The organism is Arsenicibacter sp. R0_47, assembly GCF_057652235.1.
Window position 1 is genome coordinate 105,658 of record NZ_JBYFCJ010000008.1, and the last position, 22,544, is coordinate 128,201.

13 protein-coding genes are annotated in these 22,544 nt (G+C 51.4%); 10 read left to right on the top strand and 3 right to left on the bottom strand.

Annotated elements, in window-relative coordinates; all coding sequences use genetic code 11:
* Position 1: 1 nt before the first annotated feature.
* Genes AC23NW_RS16205 through AC23NW_RS16235 form a run of 7 tightly spaced genes read left to right on the top strand, consistent with a single transcriptional unit; the run spans position 2 to position 9,328 of the window.
* Positions 2-1,414: a DUF1593 domain-containing protein gene (locus tag AC23NW_RS16205; RefSeq protein ID WP_487450680.1), complete on the top strand. Its 1,413-nt coding sequence runs from the start codon at positions 2-4 to the stop codon at positions 1,412-1,414.
* Between the two features lie 25 nt (positions 1,415-1,439).
* Positions 1,440-2,405, top strand: coding sequence for a substrate-binding domain-containing protein (locus AC23NW_RS16210; protein ID WP_487450681.1), 966 nt, complete (start codon positions 1,440-1,442; stop codon positions 2,403-2,405).
* Positions 2,398-3,012 (top strand): DUF2291 domain-containing protein, encoded by a 615-nt coding sequence (locus tag AC23NW_RS16215; protein WP_487450682.1) that lies wholly within the window; start codon positions 2,398-2,400, stop codon positions 3,010-3,012. Before AC23NW_RS16210 ends, AC23NW_RS16215 begins: the two co-directional genes overlap by 8 nt.
* Before the next feature lie 12 nt (positions 3,013-3,024).
* Entirely contained in the window at positions 3,025-4,563 is a 1,539-nt protein-coding gene (locus AC23NW_RS16220; RefSeq protein ID WP_487450683.1) for a sugar ABC transporter ATP-binding protein, read from the top strand.
* An 18-nt stretch (positions 4,564-4,581) separates the two neighbouring features.
* Positions 4,582-5,562: an ABC transporter permease gene (locus tag AC23NW_RS16225; protein ID WP_487450684.1), complete on the top strand. Its 981-nt coding sequence runs from the start codon at positions 4,582-4,584 to the stop codon at positions 5,560-5,562.
* 36 nt (positions 5,563-5,598) lie between these two features.
* A complete protein-coding gene (locus tag AC23NW_RS16230) occupies positions 5,599-7,077 on the top strand; it encodes an FGGY family carbohydrate kinase (RefSeq protein ID WP_487450685.1) in 1,479 nt (492 codons plus the stop codon).
* 58 nt (positions 7,078-7,135) lie between these two features.
* The gene (locus tag AC23NW_RS16235) at positions 7,136-9,328 is read left to right on the top strand and encodes an alpha-galactosidase (RefSeq protein ID WP_487450686.1); all 2,193 of its coding nucleotides are present in this window, start codon (positions 7,136-7,138) and stop codon (positions 9,326-9,328) included.
* 53 nt (positions 9,329-9,381) lie between these two features.
* On the opposite strand, the gene AC23NW_RS16240 is transcribed toward AC23NW_RS16235, so the two are convergent.
* Positions 9,382-12,543, bottom strand: coding sequence for a PVC-type heme-binding CxxCH protein (locus AC23NW_RS16240; RefSeq protein WP_487450687.1), 3,162 nt, complete (start codon positions 12,541-12,543; stop codon positions 9,382-9,384).
* A 49-nt stretch (positions 12,544-12,592) separates the two neighbouring features.
* Positions 12,593-13,474: a ThuA domain-containing protein gene (locus tag AC23NW_RS16245; RefSeq protein ID WP_487450688.1), complete on the bottom strand. Its 882-nt coding sequence runs from the start codon at positions 13,472-13,474 to the stop codon at positions 12,593-12,595.
* Positions 13,475-13,706: 232 nt separating this feature from the next.
* On the opposite strand from AC23NW_RS16245, the gene AC23NW_RS16250 reads away from it, so the two are divergent.
* The gene (locus AC23NW_RS16250) at positions 13,707-15,077 is read left to right on the top strand and encodes a helix-turn-helix transcriptional regulator (RefSeq protein ID WP_487450689.1); all 1,371 of its coding nucleotides are present in this window, start codon (positions 13,707-13,709) and stop codon (positions 15,075-15,077) included.
* Between the two features lie 79 nt (positions 15,078-15,156).
* Here AC23NW_RS16250 and AC23NW_RS16255 read toward each other — a convergent pair whose 3' ends face one another.
* Positions 15,157-16,932, bottom strand: coding sequence for an ABC transporter ATP-binding protein (locus tag AC23NW_RS16255; protein ID WP_487450690.1), 1,776 nt, complete (start codon positions 16,930-16,932; stop codon positions 15,157-15,159).
* A 555-nt stretch (positions 16,933-17,487) separates the two neighbouring features.
* Here AC23NW_RS16255 and AC23NW_RS16260 point away from each other — a divergent pair.
* The gene (locus tag AC23NW_RS16260) at positions 17,488-20,682 is read left to right on the top strand and encodes a SusC/RagA family TonB-linked outer membrane protein (RefSeq protein ID WP_487450691.1); all 3,195 of its coding nucleotides are present in this window, start codon (positions 17,488-17,490) and stop codon (positions 20,680-20,682) included.
* A gap of 14 nt (positions 20,683-20,696) precedes the next feature.
* Entirely contained in the window at positions 20,697-22,544 is a 1,848-nt protein-coding gene (locus AC23NW_RS16265; protein WP_487450692.1) for a RagB/SusD family nutrient uptake outer membrane protein, read from the top strand.

The window sequence follows — 22,544 nt, forward strand, 5'->3', positions numbered from 1 at the left end:
TATGAACGTCCGGAACCTGGTTTGGTGTGCCATTCTCTGTTTTGCCTTACTGCCCGGCATATATGCCCAAACGCCCGCACAGAAGCTGCGGGTGTTGGTATTGACGGATATTGAAAACGAGCCGGACGATGCGCAGTCGCTGGTGCGGTTTCTGACCTATTGCAGCCATTGGGACGTAGAAGGGCTGATCGCTACCACATCGGTGCATCAGCGTACCCGAATTGCGCCCGGGCGTATCCGCCGTATTGTGGAAGCATACGGAAAAGTCCGGCCGAATCTACTGCTCCACGAAGAAGGCTATCCGCCAACGGAGCAGTTATTGTCACTTATTAAATCAGCGGTACCACGTTATGGAATGGCGGCCGTTGGCGAAGGCAACGATTCAGAAGGGTCGGAACATATCATTGCTACTGTAGACAAGGCAGACAACCGACCGGTTTGGATAACCGTCTGGGGTGGGGCTAACTGCCTCGCACAAGCCCTGTGGAAGGTGCGCCAGACCCGCTCGCCTGAGGCAGTTGACCGGTTTGTTGCCAAAATCCGTGTCTACACCATTTCGGATCAGGACGATACCGGCCCATGGATCCGCAAAACCTTTCCGTCCTTATTTTTTATTGTGAGTCCCGGAGTTCACTACAAAGGGGCGTACCACTATTCAACCTGGCGGGGGATCAGTGGTGACCGGTTTACGCGCGGGTTCGACGGGGCCGATTCGATCATTGTATCAAATGCCTGGCTGGATGCAAATGTCCGGCAGAACCACGGCCCGCTTGGCGCCGAACACCCGCACACGGATTTTATCATGGAAGGGGATACACCGACATTCCTTTACCTGATCAACAACGGGCTGAGCGAGCCCGAACATCCCGATTTCGGGAGCTGGGGCGGTCGGTATGAGTTTTACACCCCACGGACGCGGAAGTGGTTTCTGGAACCGGAAACCCGGCCAGTCTGGACCGATGCCGAGGACGAAGTGTTGGGTGTTGACGGGGCCTGGCATAATAGCAATAAAGCCACCATCTGGCGCTGGCGGCAGGCATACCAGAACGATTTCGCAGGCCGTATGGACTGGTGTGTGAAGCCGTATAAAGAAGCTAACCATCCACCCGTTGTTAGTTTGGGGCATGCAGCCGCATTGACGGCCAAAAGCGGTGAACGCGTTACCCTGAGTGCAAAAGGATCAACGGATCCGGATGGCAACCAGCTTGGCTATGAGTGGATTGTCTACCTGGAAGCCGGGTCTTACCTGGGAAGTCGTGTTCCGGTCGTTCAGAACAGGCTGCAACAGGACGCTGCGTTTGTTGCACCGAAAGTAGAAAAGCCGGAAACGATCCATTTTATTCTGGCGGTCACCGACAACGGTGTGCCGGCCCTGACCCGGTACCAACGGGTGATTCTGACCGTTTTACCCTGATCCATATTCCTGAATACAGACGCCTATGCCCCTTTTTTTTGCTCAAAAACAAATAGCATTTTTCGGGTTATTTTTTGTCCTGCTGCTAAGCGCCTGTCAGCAGCAGGAGCGTACGTCCGGTAAGCCGAAAAAGATGGCGGTTATTGTGTCAACACTCAATAATCCGTGGTTTGTGGTGCTTGCCGAAACGGCTGCGGCAGAGGCCAAAGCACTGGGTTACGAAGCCAAAATCTTCGACTCACAGAATAACAGTTCCCTGGAAGCTGACCACTTTGATAACGTACTTGTATCGGGTTTCGATGCCATTCTCCTGAACCCGACCGATTCTGACGGCTCTGTGGTGAATGTCCGGAAAGCTAAGGAAGCCGGGGTGCCGGTATTCTGCATGGACCGTGAAGTAAATGCTTCAGACGCGGCTACGTCGCAGATTTTATCCGATAACTACTCCGGTTGTGTCGCCATCGGCGAATATTTTGTGAAGACCCTGAACCGGAGCGGGAAGTATGTCGAAATTCTCGGGCTGGTGGGGGATAACAATACCTGGAACCGGTCAAAAGGCTTTCACAGTGTGGTCGACCGCTATCCGGGTCTGAAAATGGTTGCGCAGCAAAGTGCTGATTTTGACCGCAACAAGGCTATGGATGTCATGGAGTCTATCTTACAGGCCCAGCCCGACATTGATGCTGTTTTCTGTGGCAATGATGCCATGGCCCTTGGGGCATACCAGGCGCTGGTCGCTGCCGGTAAAGCTGAATCGGTCAGGGTATTCGGGTTTGACGGAGCCGACGATGTGGTGAAATCCATTGGTGACGGGAAAATCAGTGCGACCGGTTTGCAGTCCCCGCAAACCATGGCCAAAACCGCCGCGCAGTATGGCGATGCCTACCTGAAAGGCAAACGGGATTTTGCGCAGCGTGTTCCCGTGGCCGTAGAACTGATTACGCAACGAAATAGTAAGGATTATCTAACCCCGGCCAACGAAGATGAATAAGTCTGTGCGATACCTGCTCGCGGTTGCCGCGATTGCCCTGGTTGGGTATAATTCGGTCTATATCAAAAAACTGGACGAAGTTAAAAAAGGCGCTTCATCCGCATTTGATGCCGGGCAGTATGCTGATAATTTCTGGAAGGAAAAACTAATACCGGCCTTACCGGAAAAAGCCGTTGACCTGACTTCGTTGCTGAACGACGTAAACGCTGATCCCGAAAAGACATTTAAGGCGCATGCCCATGCACTGGGAATCGGCAACATTGGTTTTTTTCTCGTCAAAGGAGCGGGGAAAGTCAGTGAGGTCGGACCTGATGACATCGCGCTGATCCTGACCGGTGGTCAAACCGTCCGGCTGGCTACCGAATACATTTACAGCAATGCCGTACGCGATGCATCGGGGCTGATTCTAATTACGGAATTTGAGAATACCGGCGACCTTAATAACGTGGCAAAAGCGCTGAATGAAAAGGTTCGTGCCGGTACGGTGCCGCTACTGAAGCAACAGGCCAAAGTAGGGGCAACCATACGGTTTATCGGCGCTGTTGAGCTGAATAAGGCGCATCTACACACAGATAAGCTGACTATCATTCCGATCCAAACCAAGTAAACGCCTGCGGATATGCTGGTAGCTGAGAACATTACAAAGCAGTTTGCGGGCGTGAAGGCGCTGGACAACGTCTGTCTGGAGTTTCAGGCCGGTCAGGTAACGGCGGTGATCGGTGAAAACGGGGCCGGAAAATCAACGCTGATGAAAATTCTGTCGGGCGTTTACACCGATTATGAGGGGCAGATCCGGTTTAAGGGGCAGCCCGTACAGTTCCAGTCAATCAGGGATGCACAACAGTGCGGCATTGGTATTATCCATCAGGAACTGGCCCTGATTCCGTACCTGAGTATCCTGGAGAATGTCTTTCTGGGGCGTGAACTGACAACCCGCTGGGGCTTGCTGGACCATGCCGCCATGCGCCGCCGGACGGTCGGACTCCTGAAAGAACTCAGACTCGAAATGGATCCGGATACACGCATCAGCGAATTGAAAGTCGGGCAACAGCAGGTTGTTGAAATGGCAAAGGCGTTGCTGGTCGAATCGGAGCTGATTATCATGGACGAGCCAACGTCAGCTATTTCAGAAAGTGAGGTGGCTGTACTTTTTCAGATCATTGACGATCTTCGGAAAAAGGGTAAGGCCATTGTTTACATTTCTCACAAACTGGATGAACTCTTTACGATTGCCGACCGGTTTGTGGTCCTGCGCGATGGCCGTACCATCGAAAGCGGGGATATGTCCGCGATGAATCACGATCTGCTGATCCGCAAAATGGTCGGCCGTGATGTATTGGTACAGCGGGAGCATACCGCTCCGAAGTCGGCAGAACCTGCGTTATCGGTTAGTAGCCTGTGTCTGACCCATGCCACTCAAAAGCAGACCCTGCAAGTGAAGCAGGTTTCCTTTACAGTCGGGAAGGGCGAAATCGTTGGGCTGTTCGGGTTGATGGGGGCGGGCCGTAGCGAACTGCTCGAATCAATATTCGGCCTGCATGCCGGACGCGTTACCGGGGAGGTGATGATGAGCGGGCAGCCGGTTCGGTGTAACAACCTGAAACAGGCGATTGCCGCCGGAATGGCGCTGGTACCTGAGGACCGCAAACAGGATGGTCTGGTGCTTGAACTGGATGTGCAGACCAATATCAGCCTGCCAGCGCTGCACCTTATTGAAGCCAACGGCTTACTACAAGCAAAGAAAGAGACGCAGCTGGCCGGCAAATACATTCTTGATTTACGGATAAAAACGTCGTCGGGCCGGCAGCTGGTGAAAAACCTGAGCGGTGGGAACCAGCAAAAGGTAGTCTTATCAAAATGGCTGGCTACAAAGCCCGCAGTACTGATGCTCGACGAGCCCACGCGCGGGATTGACATCAATGCTAAAGCCGAAATTTATACGCTCATTCAGCAACTGGCAAACGATGGCATGGCGATTCTGGTGGTGTCTTCCGAAATACCTGAACTGCTTGCCATTGCCGACCGGATTCTGGTCATGTGTGAGGGTACCCTTACCGCCAACATTCCAATTCAACAAGCCACCGAAGATGTGCTGCTCAAGGCGGCAATTTCCGGCGAACAAACGGGCAGTGTGTCTAGTCACCAGACCCATGAATAACCCATTTTCCTGATCGTTATGCACGTAGCCCTTCAACAATACCGACCCGTTATTATGCGCTTTCAGTCTCTGATTGCACTCGCCGTTTTGTGCATACTTGTCAGCGTATTATCCGATAAGTTTTTGACTGTAAATAATTTCTGGAATGTGCTGCGGCAGATTTCGGTGAATGTCTGTATTTCAACCGGCATGACGCTGGTTGTACTGACGGCCGGCATTGACTTATCTGTGGGGTCAGTACTGGCCTTGTCGGGGGCCATTGCAGCCGGATTGCTACAACATGGTATACCTGTACCGTCGGCCAATCTGTATATCGGGTTTACGCTTTTCGGTGCTATCCTTGCCGGTGCACTTACGGGTTCCGCCCTCGGCTGGTTCAACGGCTGGACCGTGACGCGGTTTAACCTGCCGCCCTTTGTCGCGACCCTTGCCATGCTGACCATCGCCCGTGGGCTGACCATGCTCTGGACCGGCGGCTTCCCGATTACCGGCCTGGGCGATTCGTTTATCTATCTGGGCACCGGCTGGTTTGCGGGTATACCGGTTCCTGTCTGGATTTCGGCAGTAATCGTATTCATCGCCGTCGTGATTCAGAACAAAACCCGGCTTGGCCGCTACATCTATGCCATCGGCGGGAGCGAAAGCGCCGCCCGGCTGTCAGGTGTTAATATTGAGCGGGTGAAGCTGATTGTTTACACCTTGTCGGGTGCGCTGGCAGCAGTCGGTGGTCTGATGGTTACGGCCCGGCTGGATTCGGCTCAGCCGAATGCCGGTATCAGCTATGAACTCGATTCAATTGCGGCCGTGGTAATCGGAGGCACCTCGCTGTCGGGCGGGCGCGGGAGTGTGCTCGGTACGGTGCAGGGAGCCATCATCATTGGCGTTTTAAACAATGGACTGGTGCTGTTGAATGTCTCGCCGTTCTGGCAGCAGGTTGTTAAAGGGGCGGTCATTTTGCTGGCCGTGATTCTGGATAAACGAATGAACGGGCAGAAGTAAGCAACTGACCTGTGTCTGTATTGCGCTATAATAACCATGAGTAAGGCCTATATTTTAGCTATTGATCAGGGTACGAGCAGTACCAAATCCCTGGTGTTTGATGAAAACGGCAAGGTGGCTTCCCGTGGGTCGGTACCCCTGCAGACGCGGTATTTCGGAGATGGGTTTGTTGAACAGGACCCCGAAGCCATTTACCGGAATGTGCTTGATTCAGTCAGCCTGTGTCTGAAAAACCTTGCAGAAAACGGGGGAGACCCTGCCCACATCCGGACGTGCGGGATTTCCAACCAGCGGGAAACGTTTGTGCTTTGGGATAAAACCGGTACACCGCTGCATAACGCCATTGTCTGGCAATGTAAACGCTCGATTCAGGTCTGTGAGCGTTTAAAAGCAGAAGGACTGGAGGCAAAAATAAGGGAGCGTACCGGACTGTTTATCGATCCTTATTTTTCGGGCACGAAGCTAATCTGGCTGACCGAACAGGATGAAACAATCCGCGAAGCCGTCCGCTCGGGCAATGCTTTTTTCGGTACGGTGGATGCCTGGTTGCTGTATAAGCTGACCGGTGGCGCCAGCTATGCCACCGATTATACCAACGCGTCCAGAACCCTGTTCTTCAACCTGAAATCGTTAACCTGGGACGAGGAGCTACTCCGTGATTTCGGACTGACGGGCCTGCACTTACCGGCCTTAAAGCCTTCTTCTGCCGATTTCGGCGAGAGTACATTTGAGGGCTTATTCAGCCAGCCGGTTCCGGTGCAGGCCATGATCGGCGACTCCCATTCGGCCGCATTCGGCGAAGGGTGTTTTACGCCCGGAACGGCAAAGGCTACACTCGGAACCGGCTGCTCCATCATCATGAATATTGGCCAGGCACTGAAACCCTCGCAGAACGGTATGGTGAATACCATTTGCTGGAGTATGGAAGATCGGGTTGAATACGCGCTGGAAGGGGTAATCGTTACCTGCGGGGCAACCATCGAATGGCTGAAAAACAGCCTTGGGCTATTTGCCGAAAGCCGCGAAACGGAAGCGCTGGCAAACTCCGTTTCCGACAACGGGGGTGTTTATCTGATTCCGGCGTTCAGTGGGCTGGGCGCACCGCACTGGCAGATGGAGCGCAAGGCATCGATTTCCGGACTGACCTTTGCGACCACAAAAGCCCACCTGGTGCGGGCAGCGCTGGAGTCGATTCCGTATCAGATTAAGGATGTAATTACGGCGATGGAAGACGATACGGGTCAGCCTTTGGCCGAACTGATGGTTAACGGGGGAATGACGGGCAATCAGTTCCTGCTCCGTTTTCTGGCCGATCTGCTCCGGATCAACGTGGTTAATCAGGGGCAGCCGGATGTGTCAGCGCAGGGAGCGGCTTTTCTGGCGGGACTCAAAAACGGTATTTATACTGACATTGATCAGCTGAAAGCGATTCTCAGTAAACGGGATATACTCAGTCCCGATCCTGGTAATGATTTGGTTAAAAAAGGATACGCGGGCTGGTTAGCGGCACTCTGAGTAGAACGCAGGAGTATTCCGTTTTTCAACTGTGTTAACCTAACGCCTGCGTATGTCAATGTCTTATCGTATACTTTTTTTTCTGTGCCTGATCACGCCGCTTACGGGCATTGCACAGACAACCATTCCGCTTGAATCTGACCGGTTTGCCATCGTTTTACACACAGATAAACAAAATTATCTGCACATGGTGTACTGCGGTGAGCGTTTGAACCGGCCGGATGAATATAAACATATTGCGGCAACGTTCCGCTTTCCGGGCGATAATAGTGGTATTTATAGCAATGCTTACACACCTGCGGGTACCTGGAACCTGGCCGAACCGGCAATTGAACTGATTCATAACGATGGCAACCCGTCGCTGGATCTGAAGTATGTAAGTCATAAAACTACCCCGATTGACGCGAATGTGACGGAAACGGCTGTTCTGGTCGCCGATCCGGTCTATAAAGTGTCGGTGACGCTCTACTATAAAGTCTGGAAAAAAGAAAACGTATTTGAGCAATGGTCTGAGATCAGAAACGATGAAAAAGGGCCGGTTGTCCTGAACAAATATGCGTCGGCAAACCTGTTTTTCACGAACAAGGATTTTTACCTGACTACCTTTCAGGGTCAGTATCTTAAAGAAATGCAGCCGATGGAAGAGAAACTTCTTCAGGGCATGAAGACGGTTGACAGTAAGCTCGGTACGCGCGCCATGCTGTTGGGTACGCCTAATTTTATGGTCTCGTTCGGACAGCCGGCGCGGGAAAACAGCGGTATGGTCATGCTGGGGCAACTGGCCTGGAGCGGGAACTATAAGCTGGATTTTGACGTCGATTCGTATCAGAACCTGCGGCTGATCGCGGGCATTAATCCGTATGCCTCCGCCTATACCCTTGGGAACGGAAAATCCTTCAAAACGCCTTCGCTGATATATACCCTGTCGGGCAATGGCACCGGTCAGGCCAGCCGGCAGCTACACAGCTGGGCGCGTAATTACCGTGTACTCGACGGCAACGGGCAGCGGCTGACGCTGCTCAACAACTGGGAAGCCACCTATTTCGATTTTGACGAAACCAAGTTGTCAGGCCTCATCGGCGACACGAAAAAGCTGGGTGCGGATATGTTCTTGCTGGATGATGGCTGGTTCGGCAACAAATACCCCCGTAACAACGACAACGCGGGTCTGGGTGACTGGCAGGAAAACGTGAAGAAACTGCCGAACGGTATCGGGTATCTGGTGAAGGAAGCTCAGAAAACCGGTGTGAAATTCGGTATCTGGATTGAGCCGGAAATGGTAAACCCAAAAAGCGAACTCTACGAAAAACATCCGGATTGGGTGATCCGTCAGCCTGAGCGGCCGGAGAAATATTACCGCAACCAGCTGGTGCTTGATCTGGCCAACCCTGACGTTCAGGATTTTGTCTTTGGCGTGGTGGATGGCCTGTTCACCAGAAATCCGGAGCTGGCGTTTATCAAATGGGATTGTAACGCTGTTATTTACAATGCGTATTCGGCGTGGTTACAGAAAAATAAAATTCCGCAGACTCACCTGTACGTGGAGTACGTAAACGGCCTCTACAAGGTTCTGCAACGCATTCGGGCAAAATACCCGAAAGTGCCGATGATGCTGTGTTCCGGCGGCGGTGGCCGGGGTGATTATGAATTGCTGAAGTACTTTACAGAATTCTGGCCAAGTGACGATACCGAGCCCATCGAGCGGATTTTCCTGCAATGGAATTATTCCTACTTTTTTCCGTCGATTACTACCGACTGTCACGTAACGGATTGGGGAAAGCAGCCGATCAAGTTCCGCGTAGATGTGGCCAGTATGGGGAAACTAGGCTTTGATGTAGTTGTCAGTCACCTGAGTCCTGATGACCTCGCGTTTTGCCAACAAGCGCTGAAAAACTATGATTCGTTCAAGGATATTGTCTGGCATGGCGACCAGTACCGGCTCGCGAGTCCGTACGAAGGGCCGGTGGCGTCTGTCGGATATGTAAGTCAGGATAAAAACCGGGCGGTAATGTTTACCTATTTTCACTCAAACCGGGTGGTTGAGTCATTCACCAACCGGCCGATCCGGTTTGCCGGGCTGGATCCCGATAAGCAATACAGCCTTAAAGAGCTGAATGTGTACCCGGGCAAAAAATCTCCGGTTGACGAGTCAAAGGTGTATTCGGGGTCGTTCCTGATGAATGTGGGCATCAACCCGAACGTCAGTGCCGGACGGGCAAGTGTGGTGTTGCAGATTACGAAGGTGAATTAGTCTATAACTTCCCGGAAGTTTTAAACTTCCGGGAAGTTATAAAATCGTATTGGCTATTTCTCATTCGGATGCTCCGCCGCCAGCTGCTGTGGCGTGTAGAAATCCTGCTTACTTTTCGTCGCTTCCCGCACCTTTTTGACCTGAGCCGCTGTAATCACCGGTGCTTTGTTGCCGAACGAATTCCGGACATAGGTCAGTACAGCAGCCACTTCCTGATCGTTTAACAGACCACCAAAGGGCGTCATCGGCACCTGACCAGGGTATTTTTTGGTATTCACTTCAATCGGACCCATGAGTCCTTTCAGCGCAATTTTGATCAGCCGCTCTTCATTGCCAGTCACCCAGGTCGTACCGGCAAGTGGCGGGAAGCCCGACGCCACCAGACCCTTGCCATCGGCCTGATGGCAGGTTGAGCAATAACCCTCTTTGGCATAAATAGCTTTCCCCTGATTAAAGGCAGTCAAATCAGCACCGGTCAGGGAAGTAATGGTCGCTTCCACCTTTTCTTTTTTGACCGCTACGCCGCTCAGGTGCGCAACGGCTGTTTCATACGCATGCGTCATCCAGTCATCGAGCGGTTTCTTTTTGGCTTCGGCCAGAATCGGTAAACCCTTTTCCTTCGGCAACCACGAAGCAGCCACAATAGCTGTCAGCCGGACACGGCTGTTTTCATCACGGACAGCCTGCATAAGCAGATTGGCCTGGTCCGGTACCTGATGCCCCGTGTACCGAACCACCTCCACCGCAGCGGCGCGGGCGTGGTAGTCTTTTGCTTTGAGCAACTGCCGCAGCAGCCCCTGGTCTACTTTATTCAGCCCCCAGCTTACCCACAAGCCCTCCAGCAGGTGATGCTCGTAGCGCGGATCGTTTTTGTCGAGACCGGCAATCCACGGCTTAAGCTTTGTCAGAACCTCTCCCGCATTGCGGCCGCGAAGCTCACGGCGGGTGCGGTAGCGGGTCCGGTATTCCGGTACTTTCAGGTTTTCCAGTAATTCGTCAATACTGGCTCCGTCAACGACAGCAGGTTTTACCAGCGGCCGCGACGGGTAGGTGATCCGGTACACGCGGCCGTGCATATGGTCGCGGAGCGGGTCACGGGCATTGTGCTGCATGTGGCCAATCAGGATGTTATGCCAGTCAATAACATACAGCGAACCGTCGGGCGCAAACTCCATGTCAACCGGCCGGAAATTCCGGTCTTCACTTACCAGCAGATCCTGACGGTGTTTACTCTTGTAGCCGGTGCCGTCATCGACAAGTGTATGCTGTTTAGTACCCAGGAAGCCAATCGTGTTATTAATCAGGAAGTCACCCTGGTACTCGTCCGGGAAATGGCGGCTCGACACAAATTCGAGACCTGACGTTGGCCGGACACGGTGGGCATCTTCCACCAGCTGTACGCTTTTGTGGGTATATTCACCATACCGCGGCAAGACGGTTCCCGGCAGCATCCAGCGAACATCAGGACTGGAGGTTTCGGCAAAAAACGGCTGCCCCCAGTCATCAAACGCAATCCCCCACGGGTTCGGAATGGAAAGCTGGGCGGTCCGCTCCAGTTTGTGTAATTGCGGGCTGTACCGGTAAAATCCGCCGTTGGTCGCCCGGACCGTACCATACGGTGTTTCTACATCGGTATGCAGGAAAACGCCCTCGCCCGAATAAATGGCTCCCGACGGGTCAACCGTATAGGCGTGGCTGTTATGGTGAGTATCGTGGTCATCGAACCCGCTCAGCAGTATGTCTGCTTTGTCGGCCTTGCCGTCGCCGTCGGTGTCTTTCAGGAGTTTAAAGTTGGTCCCCTGCGACACATACACTCCTTCTTTGGCAATTTCGAAACCCAGTGGCAGGTGCAGATGATCCGCAAATACGGTCTGTTTATCGGCTTTGCCGTCGTTATTGGTGTCTTCCAGAATAATGATTTTGTCGTTCGGCTTCGGATCGCCCGGCTTGTAATGCGGATAACTCGGCATCGTGGCTACCCACAACCGTCCTTTATTGTCGAATGACATCTGCATGGGTTTTGCCAGATCCGGAAATTCCGTTTCCGAGGCAAACAGCTCAATCTTAAAGCCGGGCGCAACCTTGAGTTTGGCCAGCGCGTCCTGCCCGTACAGGTAGGTGAGGCTACCGTTTTTATCCGGATTGTAATTGGTCTTAACGGTGGGTAACTGCTTTGTATTTTTATCCGCAGCGGCAATGTCCAGTTTCTCACCTTTCGTGGCAGCCAGCCATATTGCCTGATCACGGATGGCGGTCATTTCGCGGATTTTGTCGATTTCAGCAGGGTAGTTATCCGGCCCGAACGGGTTATACCGGCGACCGTATACATGTACGCCGTTCGGAATTTTGTAGTCATTGTGCCACATCCAGTCCTTCTCCAGTACGGCATCCCGTACCATCTGCGTGTTTACCTTCGGATTTGGCGCTGCCTTGCCGAAAACAGCGTCGGTCAGGAACGTACCAAACCGTTTATACCCCTCGTCATTCAGCTGAAAGCCGTCAATCGTCAGCGGCTCGGCAGTGGAAGCATACCACTGCTTTGTCGGCGTGAAGGCATCGACAAACAGCACATTGTTCTGCGCCGCCACCTCTTTAATGGCATTGGTATACAGCAACAGGTTTTCATTCTCGGTTTTACCGTTCGGCAGGTCATACCGGTCTGAGAGGTCTTCAAAGGCAATCGGTGAAACGAGCACCAGTTTCGGAGCCGAAACGCCATTGTAGCGCTGACTCAGCGTATACTTTATAAACGCATCCAGTTCAGCTTTGTAGGTAGCCAGCCCGGCTTTCCCCTGAAACGATTCGCTGTAGCCGAACAGGCCGATAATGATGTCGGTTTTCAGGCGGGTAAGCCATTCGTCGGGGGTGTCAAAGTGTCCCTGGCTGTCAGAGTCTTTGGCATACTCACTCTGAAATTTTTCGGCGCCGGGAAACGCCCACGGTTTCTTGCGGCTGGCATGTGGGCGGAAGCCTGGTGTATCGCCGCCATCGCACATGTTCCGGACAAACAGCAGGCTATCCGGATAGCGGCGGTGTAATTCGGTTTCGAAGTAACCGTAGTTCATTTCCCGTGAGCCTAAATTGCCCCCGATCAGGGAGATATGCGCAGCTTTACGGAGCGGAACCCGCTGGTCCGGTTTAGTTTGAAAAGCGGAAAAAGCAAGCAGGACAATGCTGAGCGTAACTAGCCATCCTGTGATGCTGACTTTATTCATGACGTTGTTGAAAAAAAGGTTGTATCAGGAAGTTAATGAGTGACATCAGTCATTTCGGATGGCCGTAGGGTACATTGATTGCCAGCTTACCCTTCCATTTCTTAGGGACAGGTTTGCCTAATTCCCAGTGAATAGCATTGATAATGAGCCGTTGAAATGCCTCCACCTGAAAGTCTTCGGGATGCCCGAGGGTTGTCATAAAGGCTTTACCGCCCCACTGGTTTGTCCAGGTCCAGGCAACGGGGTTGTCAATAGCTTCCTTATCGGGATTTACGGATTTGCCCATGAGCAGGGGAGTCGATCCTTTTGCCGGGTAATCGGGCAGCACGCGGTATAACCACGAGGACTGATGGAACGATGGCGCCACACCGGTCAGGATCGGGTGTTTGGCCGCTTCCGGAATGACGGTTACGTCGGTTGTGCTTTTGTGTCCATAGTGCGTATGTTTGGCCGCACCGCCCCAGCCCGGCGGGGAGCCGAAGGCAAACTCACCGAAGGCATTCCAGCGGATGCGCGGATCACCGGCCGGGAAGTTAAAGGCGTGGGTCGTGGTCCGGAAACCCATCACCGGTTTGCCCGATTTCAGGTACGCATCAATATAGTTAAGCTGCTCCTGGGGTAGCTGACGCCAGCGGAGGTAGAAAACGGCCAGATCAGCCTCTTTCAGCGCCTCCAGCCCCGGAATATCTTTTTCGCCGTTGTAGTCGGGATAGGCTTTGAGCACTTTGGTCCGCATGCCGTAGCTTTTTTCAAGCTCAGCGGCAATAAACGGTAAGGTCAGTTCACCACTGTATTCATGATCACCCGTGACAAAAACGACGTATGGCTGCCTGGCGGCTCCCGATGCGGAAGCAGCGATCAGACCGGCTAACGTTCCGGCGCCAACAGTAGCACCGGCAAATTGCAGAAAAGTTCTTCGGTTAAAGCTCATTTTACCTGTTAACGCAATGAGAATACGGTTATTAACTAAGTAAGGCGGAGAACAGCCAAATATACCCTTTAAACTGATTCTTTCCCCTTTACCGGTACCCCTCAATATTTTAAATTTAAAATCTGAATATTTATGAATACTTGCCAATCTGTTTTATTTAATTTGCCGTACTTAGGTAACAAAATTGATGGTGATCAATTCTGCTTTTCTCAATTTCATTCGATTTCGGACCATGTTCAGAGACGTTTATCTTCTTCGGATACTGGCAGTAGTATTGTTCGGATTTGCCGGCGTTCCCGGCTACGGTCAGGTAAAAAAATACAAACAGCTTGAAGAACAGGTATATCAGTTAAATAATCAGCTAAAGTTTAATGAAGCGCAGTCGTTACTACTTCCTGTTTTGGAAGACAGTAAGTACACTGCTGACGAAAAATACCAGGCGGCTCTCCTCTTATCGTACACGTACAAACGGGTGTTCGACTACCAGTCGACGCTTAAATATTTGCACCTGGCGTATACGATTGCGGGAGAAACCGGGAAAAAAGAAGAGTACAGACAGTCACTACTGGCCGAAGAAGCACTGGTACAGTTTGATACCCGGCACTATACGGTCTCCGACAGTATCATGAACGTGATTGCGCGTAATGGCTATGCATTCATCGATACCGAAAATAAGGCAAAACTGATCATGCAGCAGGCGTATCTGCTGTTTCTGAAAAAAGACTTTGTGCGTTCGGAACAAACGTATGATGTAGCCATTGGTTTACTGAAACGTGCGGCTGCCTGTCATCTGCCGATGATTTATGTAAAGAAAATGCAGTTATATGATGCCATGAACCAACCGGTAAAACTGGAGGAGGCCTTACAGCTTTCCGGACACTATGCTGATTCCTGTTCGATCATCAAGTACCATATCTATGCGAATGAGGAACTGCTTAAACTCCTCGAAAAAAGAAACGACCTTGCCCGAAGTGTTGCGACCCGGAAAAAACTGGATTCGTTGAACCTGATTTATGCACGGGAGGAAAAAATTGCGGCGTTACACGACCAGAAAGAATCTTATCTGCTGGATGAGCGCGACAAAAAACTGAGACAACAGGAAGCGAGTACAAAAGCCCTGATCCTGTCGACCGGCGGATTGATAGCAATCCTGGCGGCATTAGTTTACTGGCTGATCTGGTTCCGTCGTCAGAAAACAAAGGCTGATGCCGATATGCTCCGGATGCGGGAAGAACTGAAAGCTGCTTTTGCCAGCCCTCCAGTGCCGTTACCGGGTAATTTACAGCAGCCGGAGCCGGTTTTGATCACCGGAGATGTTGTTGCCTTGCCGATAGCCGTGCCGGAACTATCAAACGATATTCCGGAACGGAAGCTGCCGGAACTGACGATTGAACAGAATCCGAAATCCATGCTTTCCCTGATCAATGAGCTGTCTGGCCGGCAGAAAGAGGTGCTTCAATGCATGTTAGCGGGGATGACCAATAAGGAAATTGCTGATAAACTGTGTATTTCGAATAACACGGTAAAATACCATATCAAGAACATTTACGTTTTCCTTGAAATCAAGGACCGGAAAGACTTTCTGATATCGGTAAAGCGCTGATTTCCGGATTTTACCGAAAAGGGACCTTCCGGATTGTCTTAAACCATCCGGAAGGTCCCTTTTCGGTAAAAAAACAGCCTTATATAACGAGTGCTTCTTTGCGTTCGCCGATCTGCTGGCGCCACATGGCATAATACAGCCCTTTCTGCGCCAATAATTCCTCATGGCGTCCCTGTTCGGCAACATGCCCTTTTTCAAGCACGAAAATCCGGTCCGCGTGCAGGATTGTACTGAGGCGGTGGGCAATCAGGATCGTAATATGCTGTCGTGAGCCGGAAAGCTGCCGAACCGTTTTCCCGATTTCTTCTTCTGTCAACGAATCCAGGGCTGAAGTAGCCTCATCAAACACCAGTAGAGTTGGCCGGCGCAGCAGGGCGCGGGCAATACTCAGCCGCTGTTTTTCGCCGCCCGATACCTTTACCCCGCCTTCACCGATCACCGTATCAAGCCCTTGCGGAGCACGGTTCAGTAATGAATCGGCTGCGGCCTCCCGAAGCGCTTTCAGACATTCTTCGTCAGTGGCCTCCGGAGCCACAAAGCGAAGGTTTTCACGGATGGTGCCGGCAAACAGCTGCGTGTCCTGCGTTACAAAACCGATCTGCTCCCGGAGTCCGTCCAGATCAATGTCGGCGGAAGAAATGCCGTTATACAGAATTTTGCCTGAGAGCGGCGGGTACAGCCCCACCAGGAGTTTCACGAGCGTGGTTTTTCCTGAGCCCGATGGTCCGACAAAGGCAATGGTTTCACCAAGTGACACATCAAAGGAAATGCCGTTGAGGGCCGGTGTATCAGCCGACAGGTGTTTAAAGCGAACCTGGTCAAAGCCAAGCGAGCGGATTTTGGCAACAGGCACCGGATGAGTCGGTTTCACATCTTTCGGCGTGTCCAGAATCTGCTGGAAATTCGCGAGGGACGCTTCAGTTTCGCGGTAGGTGTTGATGATGTTACCTAATTCCTGCAGGGGGCCGAAAATGGCAAAGGAATAGATGAACAGTGAGAAAAACTCCCCGACCGTGATTTCGCCCTGTACGACCAGAAACAGCATCATCAGCATAATGCCATTCCGCAGCAGGTTCACAAACGTTCCCTGTACAAACGAAAGAGACCGGATATAACGCACTTTCTTCAGTTCCAGCTTCAGGATTTTTTCGGTTGTGCCGTTCAGCCGTTCGGTCTCCTGCTGGGCCAGTCCGAGGCTTTTCACCAGCTCGATATTACGCAGGCTTTCGGTCGTTGAACCGGCGAGGGCCGTGGTTTCGGCAACGATGGTTTTCTGTACTTTCTTGATTTTTTTGCTCAGCAGCGAGCTGACAGAACCCAGCAGCGGAATCGTCAGAAAATACACCGGAGCAATCGGCCAGTAAACCGTACTGGCATACCACATGACGAAAACAATGCCCACAATCGATGTAAACAGGATGTTTACAAATGACTGGATCAGCTTTTCCACATCGGCGCGGACTTTCTGGAGCTTACCCAGGGTTTCGCCCGAGCGCTGGTCTTCAAATACCTGATACGGAAGTTCCAGCGAGTGACGGAGGCCGTCGGTGTATAACCGTGCCCCAAGGCGCTGGGTAATCACATTGACGTAATAATCCTGAAAGTTTTTGGCAATCCGGCTCACCATGGCCACCCCGAGCGCCTGCAGGATTAAGAGACCGGCTCCTCCTGCCAGAAAGTCGCTGAAGTTAAGGGACTGGATGCCGTTACCGTTGGGTTTTACGACGTACTGATCAATAATCTTCCGGAAAATATACGGATCAAGCAGGGAAAAGATTTGATTAATAGCCGCCAGTAAGAGCGCAAGAATTAACAGGCCCCAATAACGGCGCAGATACGAGTAGAGTAATTTCATGTATGAAGCAGTTGCCTTTTATACATGAACACAAAAGCAGGCTAAATGGTGTCCGTGGCCAAATAGAGATCAGTAATAATTTTAATCCCACTGTTTTTTTTGTGCATTTCTGCCCAAAATTTATACAAAACTAACATGGTTATTTATTCTACTCATTTTATGCGCTGATTCCCTGTTTTTTATCTGAAATTAAAAAATGTCAAAGTTACACGTTAAAATAATTACTCTTTTTTTAACCTGAGAAGGGTAAATATAAAATATCTGTCACTTTAGTACACAAAAACAAGGAATTGTACTATTAATCGCCGCACGTTTTTTAACACAAATTTTAATTAATCGTGAGCATATAAAAATGTCCTGAGCTAGTCCCGACAGGCTCTCTGCTAAAGAAAGCAAAACGTTACCTGAAACATAAAACCCGTTGATAAGTGCCGCAAATCAATGTGTCTGGTTCCGCAGAATCAGCGCTTCGGGGAAGATTTTGTCCATACCTGAGAAGAAAATAACACGTTAACACCCTTAAAATCAATTATATAACACGCAACCTTAAGGTTTATGAAGTTAAAACGACTACCTATTGCGGTCATCTATCGGTGTGCGGTAACCGGGCTGGTGCTACAATGGCTTTGCGTCGGTCAGGTAAGGGCCTTACCCGATAAGCCAAAACACAGGAAAACCCCTGTGAGTGCACAAAATGATGACAAAATGGTTGCCATCACCATTACGGGCGTGGTGAAAGGCGACGACGGCGAAGTGCTGCCGGGTGTAAACGTGGTAGAAAAAGGTACCATGAACGGTATCTCGACTGATCGCGACGGCAAGTACAAGATTACGGTAAGCGGAGCAAATTCGGTTCTGATTTTCAGTTACATCGGGTATGTCTCCCAGGAATCGCCGGTGGGGGCTAAACGTAACATCGACATTAAGCTGATTGCAGAGAATAAATCCCTGCAGGAAGTGGTGGTTGTGGGGTATGGTACGCAGCGGAAAGAAAGTGTGGTAGGTGCCATTACGCAGGTTGATAACAAAGCCCTGATGCGTTCCGGTACCTCAAACGTGACCAACGCCCTTGCTGGTAAGCTGTCCGGTGTATTAACGATGCAGCAAAGCGGTGAACCGGGCAGCGATCACTCCGAAATCGTTATCCGTGGTCTGTCAAGCTGGAACGGTTCGCAGCCACTGATCATGGTGGATGGTGTTGAACGCGATTTCCGGGACATGGATCCAAACGAAATTGCTACCATTTCGGTCCTGAAAGATGCCTCGGCAACGGCGGTATTCGGGGCGAAAGGGGCGAACGGCGTTGTGATTGTAACCACCAAGCGGGGTGCAGTCGGCAAACCGAAACTGGATTTTACCGGCTCCTACGGTGTCTCACGGGCTACCCGGATTCCGGACCATATCAGTTCGTATACCACGATGTCGATGTATAACGTGGCGATGAAAAACGGACAGTCGTTTCAGGACCTGATCCCGCAATCGGCACTAAATGAGTATAAAAACCCTTCGACACCGCTGAACGCACTGCGGTATCCGGATGTAAACTGGTTTGATCTGATGACCAAGGAGTTTGCCCCGAATGCCAACGCTAACTTCAACGTGTCGGGTGGTACCAGTGCCATCCGCTACTTTTCTTCGATCGGGTATACCTACCAGGGTGACTTCTTCAAGGCCTATCACAATGGCTATGATGATACCCGCTATTGGTATCACCGGTTCAACTACCGGACAAACATCGACTTTAACCTGTCGAAAAATACAACCTTGTCGCTGAACGTCGGCGGGGAAACCGGTATCAAAAACCAGCCGACCGACAGCCCGTGGCGGAACCTGTACTCAACAGGCCCTGCGCGGTATCCGGCCTATTTCCCGTCGTGGGTATTAGACCAGGTACCTGATCCGGATTATCCGAATGCCAAGGGCAACCGCCTGGCCATGAACTTCGGTGAGTTTACCGGTAACCCGTATACGTCGATGAACCAGGGATCGTTTAACCGCTATCTGGATTCAAAACTGTTTACGGACCTTATTCTGGATCAGAAGCTGGACATGGTTACCAAAGGGCTTAGTATGAAAGGTAAGGTTTCGATGAGTACGTATTATCGTAACCGTTCCCTATACGCCAGCTATACGTTCCCCGAGTACCAGCTTGATTACACGAAAATCGGCACAGAACTGAACCCATGGTTCCGGAACGGACAGGGCAACGAGATGTTCCAGCAGGGACCGCTGGATATTAACGTCGGTGAACTCGAGAATGACTACTATAAGGATTTCTACTACGAGTTGTCAATGAATTATGCGCGGACGTTCGGTAAGCACAGCGTATCGGGTCTGGCACTGGCCAACCGGCAGCAGCGCGACCGGACTACCCAGTTCCCGTATTACAACCAGGCATTGGTTGGCCGCGGTACCTACGATTATGCCGGGAAATACCTCGTGGAAGTGAACCTTGGCTATACGGGCTCTGAGCGTTTTGCACCACGTAACCGGTATGGTTTCTTCCCGTCGGGTGCGGTCGGCTGGCTGGCTTCCGAAGAGAAGTTTATTAAAGACAATGCGCCGTGGATCAGTAAGTTAAAGTTCCGGTATTCAGATGGTAAGGTAGGTAGTGATATCGCTGCTAACCGCTGGTTATACCTGAGTGATTACTTCAAGGATAATGCCGGCTATATTCACGAAGACCTTGGCCCTAACCTGAACTCGCAGTGGGAAGAAGCCCGCAAACGGGATATCGGGATGGAGCTGGGTTTACTGAATGATAAATTTACGTTCAGCATCGATTTGTTCGATGAGCAGCGGTCAAAAATGCTGCTCGTGCCGCGTACAGTAACGATGCTCGTTGGTAACTCGTTCAAAGAACTAAACCGCGGCAGCCTGAAAAAACACGGTATTGAGGTTGAAGCAGAATACCGCAACCGGACCGGCTTCGGACTGAATTACTTTGTGAAGGGTATTTTCGGCTTCAACGAAAACCGGATTCTGTTTAAGGACGACTTACCGTATGCCTTTGACTACCAGAAGCAGCAGGGCAAACCGCTGGGCGCGCAGCTTGACGGCGTACTTCTGACCGGTACGGGCTATTATACATCCGTGGACGATATTCACAACAATACCTCGGCCATTGACCTCCAGAAGCTCAGCGTCGGTGACTATAAGTTCCTCGACTTTAACGGCGACGGCCGGGTGACAAACCTGGATAAATACCCGATCCGGGGCTCTGACTATCCGCCGATTACCTTCTCATTCTCGTCAGGGTTTTCGTACCGGAAGTTCGATTTCAACTTCATGTTCCAGGGCAACGTCGGCAAGTACGTAGAGTTTAACCAGCCGTACGAAGTCGAGTTTATCAAAGGTGACTGGCGGGTACACTCGTCACAACTGGATTACTGGACACCGCAGAACCCGAACGCAAACCACGCAACGCTGCACTACTCAAGCGGCGGCAGTACGGATAACCTGTTCTGGGGTGGTGGCGAGGCTGACCGTGGTTTCGATATCATGGTTGAGAACCGGTTCTGGCGGAATGCCGACTACCTGCGTCTGCGCGAAGTATACGCCGCTTATACCTTTAACTCGAAGGTGCTGAGCCGTACGCTCGGTACGTCAAACCTGACGTTCTTCGTGACGGCGAATAACCTCTGGACAAAAACGAAACTAATCGAGGGTGATCCGGAGCGTAAGGACTTTAACCAGGGCTTCTATCCGACACTGGCCAGCATCAAGTTTGCGATCAAAGCGGCCTTCTAATGATTTCAAAGCTAATGAAAAGATACTTTTATTTACTCAGCTCGTCGGTGTTCCTGATGATTATGCTTACGTCATGCATCGAGGAATACCTGAATAAGGCTCCGGAATCGGGCCTGACTGAAGCCGACGTTTTCTCGAAATACGAAAACTTCAGGAGTTTTTTCGATTCGATCTACGAGGGTACTAAACTCGACGGGTCAACATGGCGTCAGTATAATATCAAAAATGCGTATTCGCTCTATTTTGATTTCTGGGATCAGAAATACACTATGGAGGCGTTGACGGACATGAGCGATATGGGGCGCCTGATGGACTCGCAGGTGATTAAGAGCGGACAGATTTCGGCGATCATTAATAAAATGACGTATGATCAGGCCCGCCGCCCGATTCTGGGATCGATGTTTAACATTATCCGGATATGTAATCTGTCGTTGAAAAACATCAGTAAGCTGAAAGATGTAAATGACGCCGATGTGAACGATTTCCGCGGTCAGGCGCATTTCATCCGTGCATTTGCACATTTTGAACTGTTCCGCCTGTGGGGACCAATGCCGTACCTGAATAAGGTTATCGGACCGGATGATCAGTGGGATATTCCGCGGTTATCGAAAAACGAAACCTTGCTCCGGATTGCCAGCGATATGGATTCGGCAGCCATCTATTTCGAAAAGGCCAACCTGATGCGCCGTGATCCGGGCCCTGGCATTGCCGGTCACCTGAACGATCCGCAGCAAAAACGCCCGACCGGTGTCGCTGCGAAAGCGTTTAAAGCGCGTGCGCTGTTGTATGCTGCCAGTCCGCTGAACAACCAGAACGGACAGAAAGACTGGGAGGAAGCCGCTAAAGCCAACTGGGAAGCGATTAAAATTGCCGAGCAGTACGGCTATGCGCTACTCACCCTGGCCGATTACAAGAAAAACTACATTGGTACAACCTACTCGAACGAGCAGCTCTGGGCATGGTATGCCGGTACAAAAGCGTACAACAACTCGGATCTGAACGGGCAGATGAACGGTATTTTTGGCGGTGGTAAAACCGGCTGGTCCGGTGAATGCCCGACGCAGAATACGGTCGATAAATTTGAAACGAAATGGGGTGAGCCGCTGAATACAGAGGCTGATCGTCAGGCAGCTATTGCAGCAGGCCACTACAGTGACCAGAATCCGTATGCAAACCGCGATCCGCGTTTCTACATCGACATTATCTATAATACAGCGCAGGTACCGGGCTACGGTGCGGCTCAGATTTACTATACCCTGAACAACGGGGTAGCCACGTATGGTAACCTGCTGGATCAGACCTATGCCGGTGTAACGCGTACAGGCTATTACGAGCGGAAAACGTGGGGTGAGCAAAGCGTGAACAACAAGACCACGCCGCAGTATACCGATCCGCTGATCCGTCTGGGCGAGCTGTACCTGAACTATGCCGAAGCCGCCAACGAAGCCTATGGTCCGAACGGCGCTGCTCCGGGTGCTACATTGACGGCGCTTCAGGCGCTGAACAAGATCCGTACGCGGGCTGGTATGCCGGAAGTGCTGTCAAACTACACTGGTACAAAAGACAAGCTGCGGGACCGGATCAAAAATGAGCGTGTGATTGAACTTTGCTTTGAAGGAGCTCACTACTACCATGACATCCGCCGCTGGAAAGATGCGCCGGCCGTAATGACCGGAACGCTTTACCGCATGGATGTGGAGAAAGTGGCAACCAGTGCAACATACCCGACGGGTTTCAAATATACCCGGATGCCGTTATCGGCTGACCGTCAGGTGCGCTGGAAAGAAGCCATGTACTACCTGCCGTTTAACACGGAAGATATGTACAAGATGAAAAACTTCGTCTCCAACGACGTTTGGTAA

Bases quoted from the DNA above. Each gene is read 5' to 3' on its own strand.
- AC23NW_RS16225 (WP_487450684.1), top strand. From the start codon at position 4,582: ATGCACGTAGCCCTTCAACAATACCGACCCGTTATTATGCGCTTTCAG.
- AC23NW_RS16215 (WP_487450682.1), top strand. From the start codon at position 2,398: ATGAATAAGTCTGTGCGATACCTGCTCGCGGTTGCCGCGATTGCCCTG.
- AC23NW_RS16210 (WP_487450681.1), top strand. From the start codon at position 1,440: ATGCCCCTTTTTTTTGCTCAAAAACAAATAGCATTTTTCGGGTTATTT.
- AC23NW_RS16220 (WP_487450683.1), top strand. From the start codon at position 3,025: ATGCTGGTAGCTGAGAACATTACAAAGCAGTTTGCGGGCGTGAAGGCG.
- AC23NW_RS16245 (WP_487450688.1), bottom strand. From the start codon at position 13,474: ATGAGCTTTAACCGAAGAACTTTTCTGCAATTTGCCGGTGCTACTGTT.
- AC23NW_RS16205 (WP_487450680.1), top strand. From the start codon at position 2: ATGAACGTCCGGAACCTGGTTTGGTGTGCCATTCTCTGTTTTGCCTTA.
- AC23NW_RS16250 (WP_487450689.1), top strand. From the start codon at position 13,707: ATGTTCAGAGACGTTTATCTTCTTCGGATACTGGCAGTAGTATTGTTC.
- AC23NW_RS16240 (WP_487450687.1), bottom strand. From the start codon at position 12,543: ATGAATAAAGTCAGCATCACAGGATGGCTAGTTACGCTCAGCATTGTC.
- AC23NW_RS16235 (WP_487450686.1), top strand. From the start codon at position 7,136: ATGTCTTATCGTATACTTTTTTTTCTGTGCCTGATCACGCCGCTTACG.
- AC23NW_RS16230 (WP_487450685.1), top strand. From the start codon at position 5,599: ATGAGTAAGGCCTATATTTTAGCTATTGATCAGGGTACGAGCAGTACC.
- AC23NW_RS16260 (WP_487450691.1), top strand. From the start codon at position 17,488: ATGAAGTTAAAACGACTACCTATTGCGGTCATCTATCGGTGTGCGGTA.
- AC23NW_RS16255 (WP_487450690.1), bottom strand. From the start codon at position 16,932: ATGAAATTACTCTACTCGTATCTGCGCCGTTATTGGGGCCTGTTAATT.
- AC23NW_RS16265 (WP_487450692.1), top strand. From the start codon at position 20,697: ATGAAAAGATACTTTTATTTACTCAGCTCGTCGGTGTTCCTGATGATT.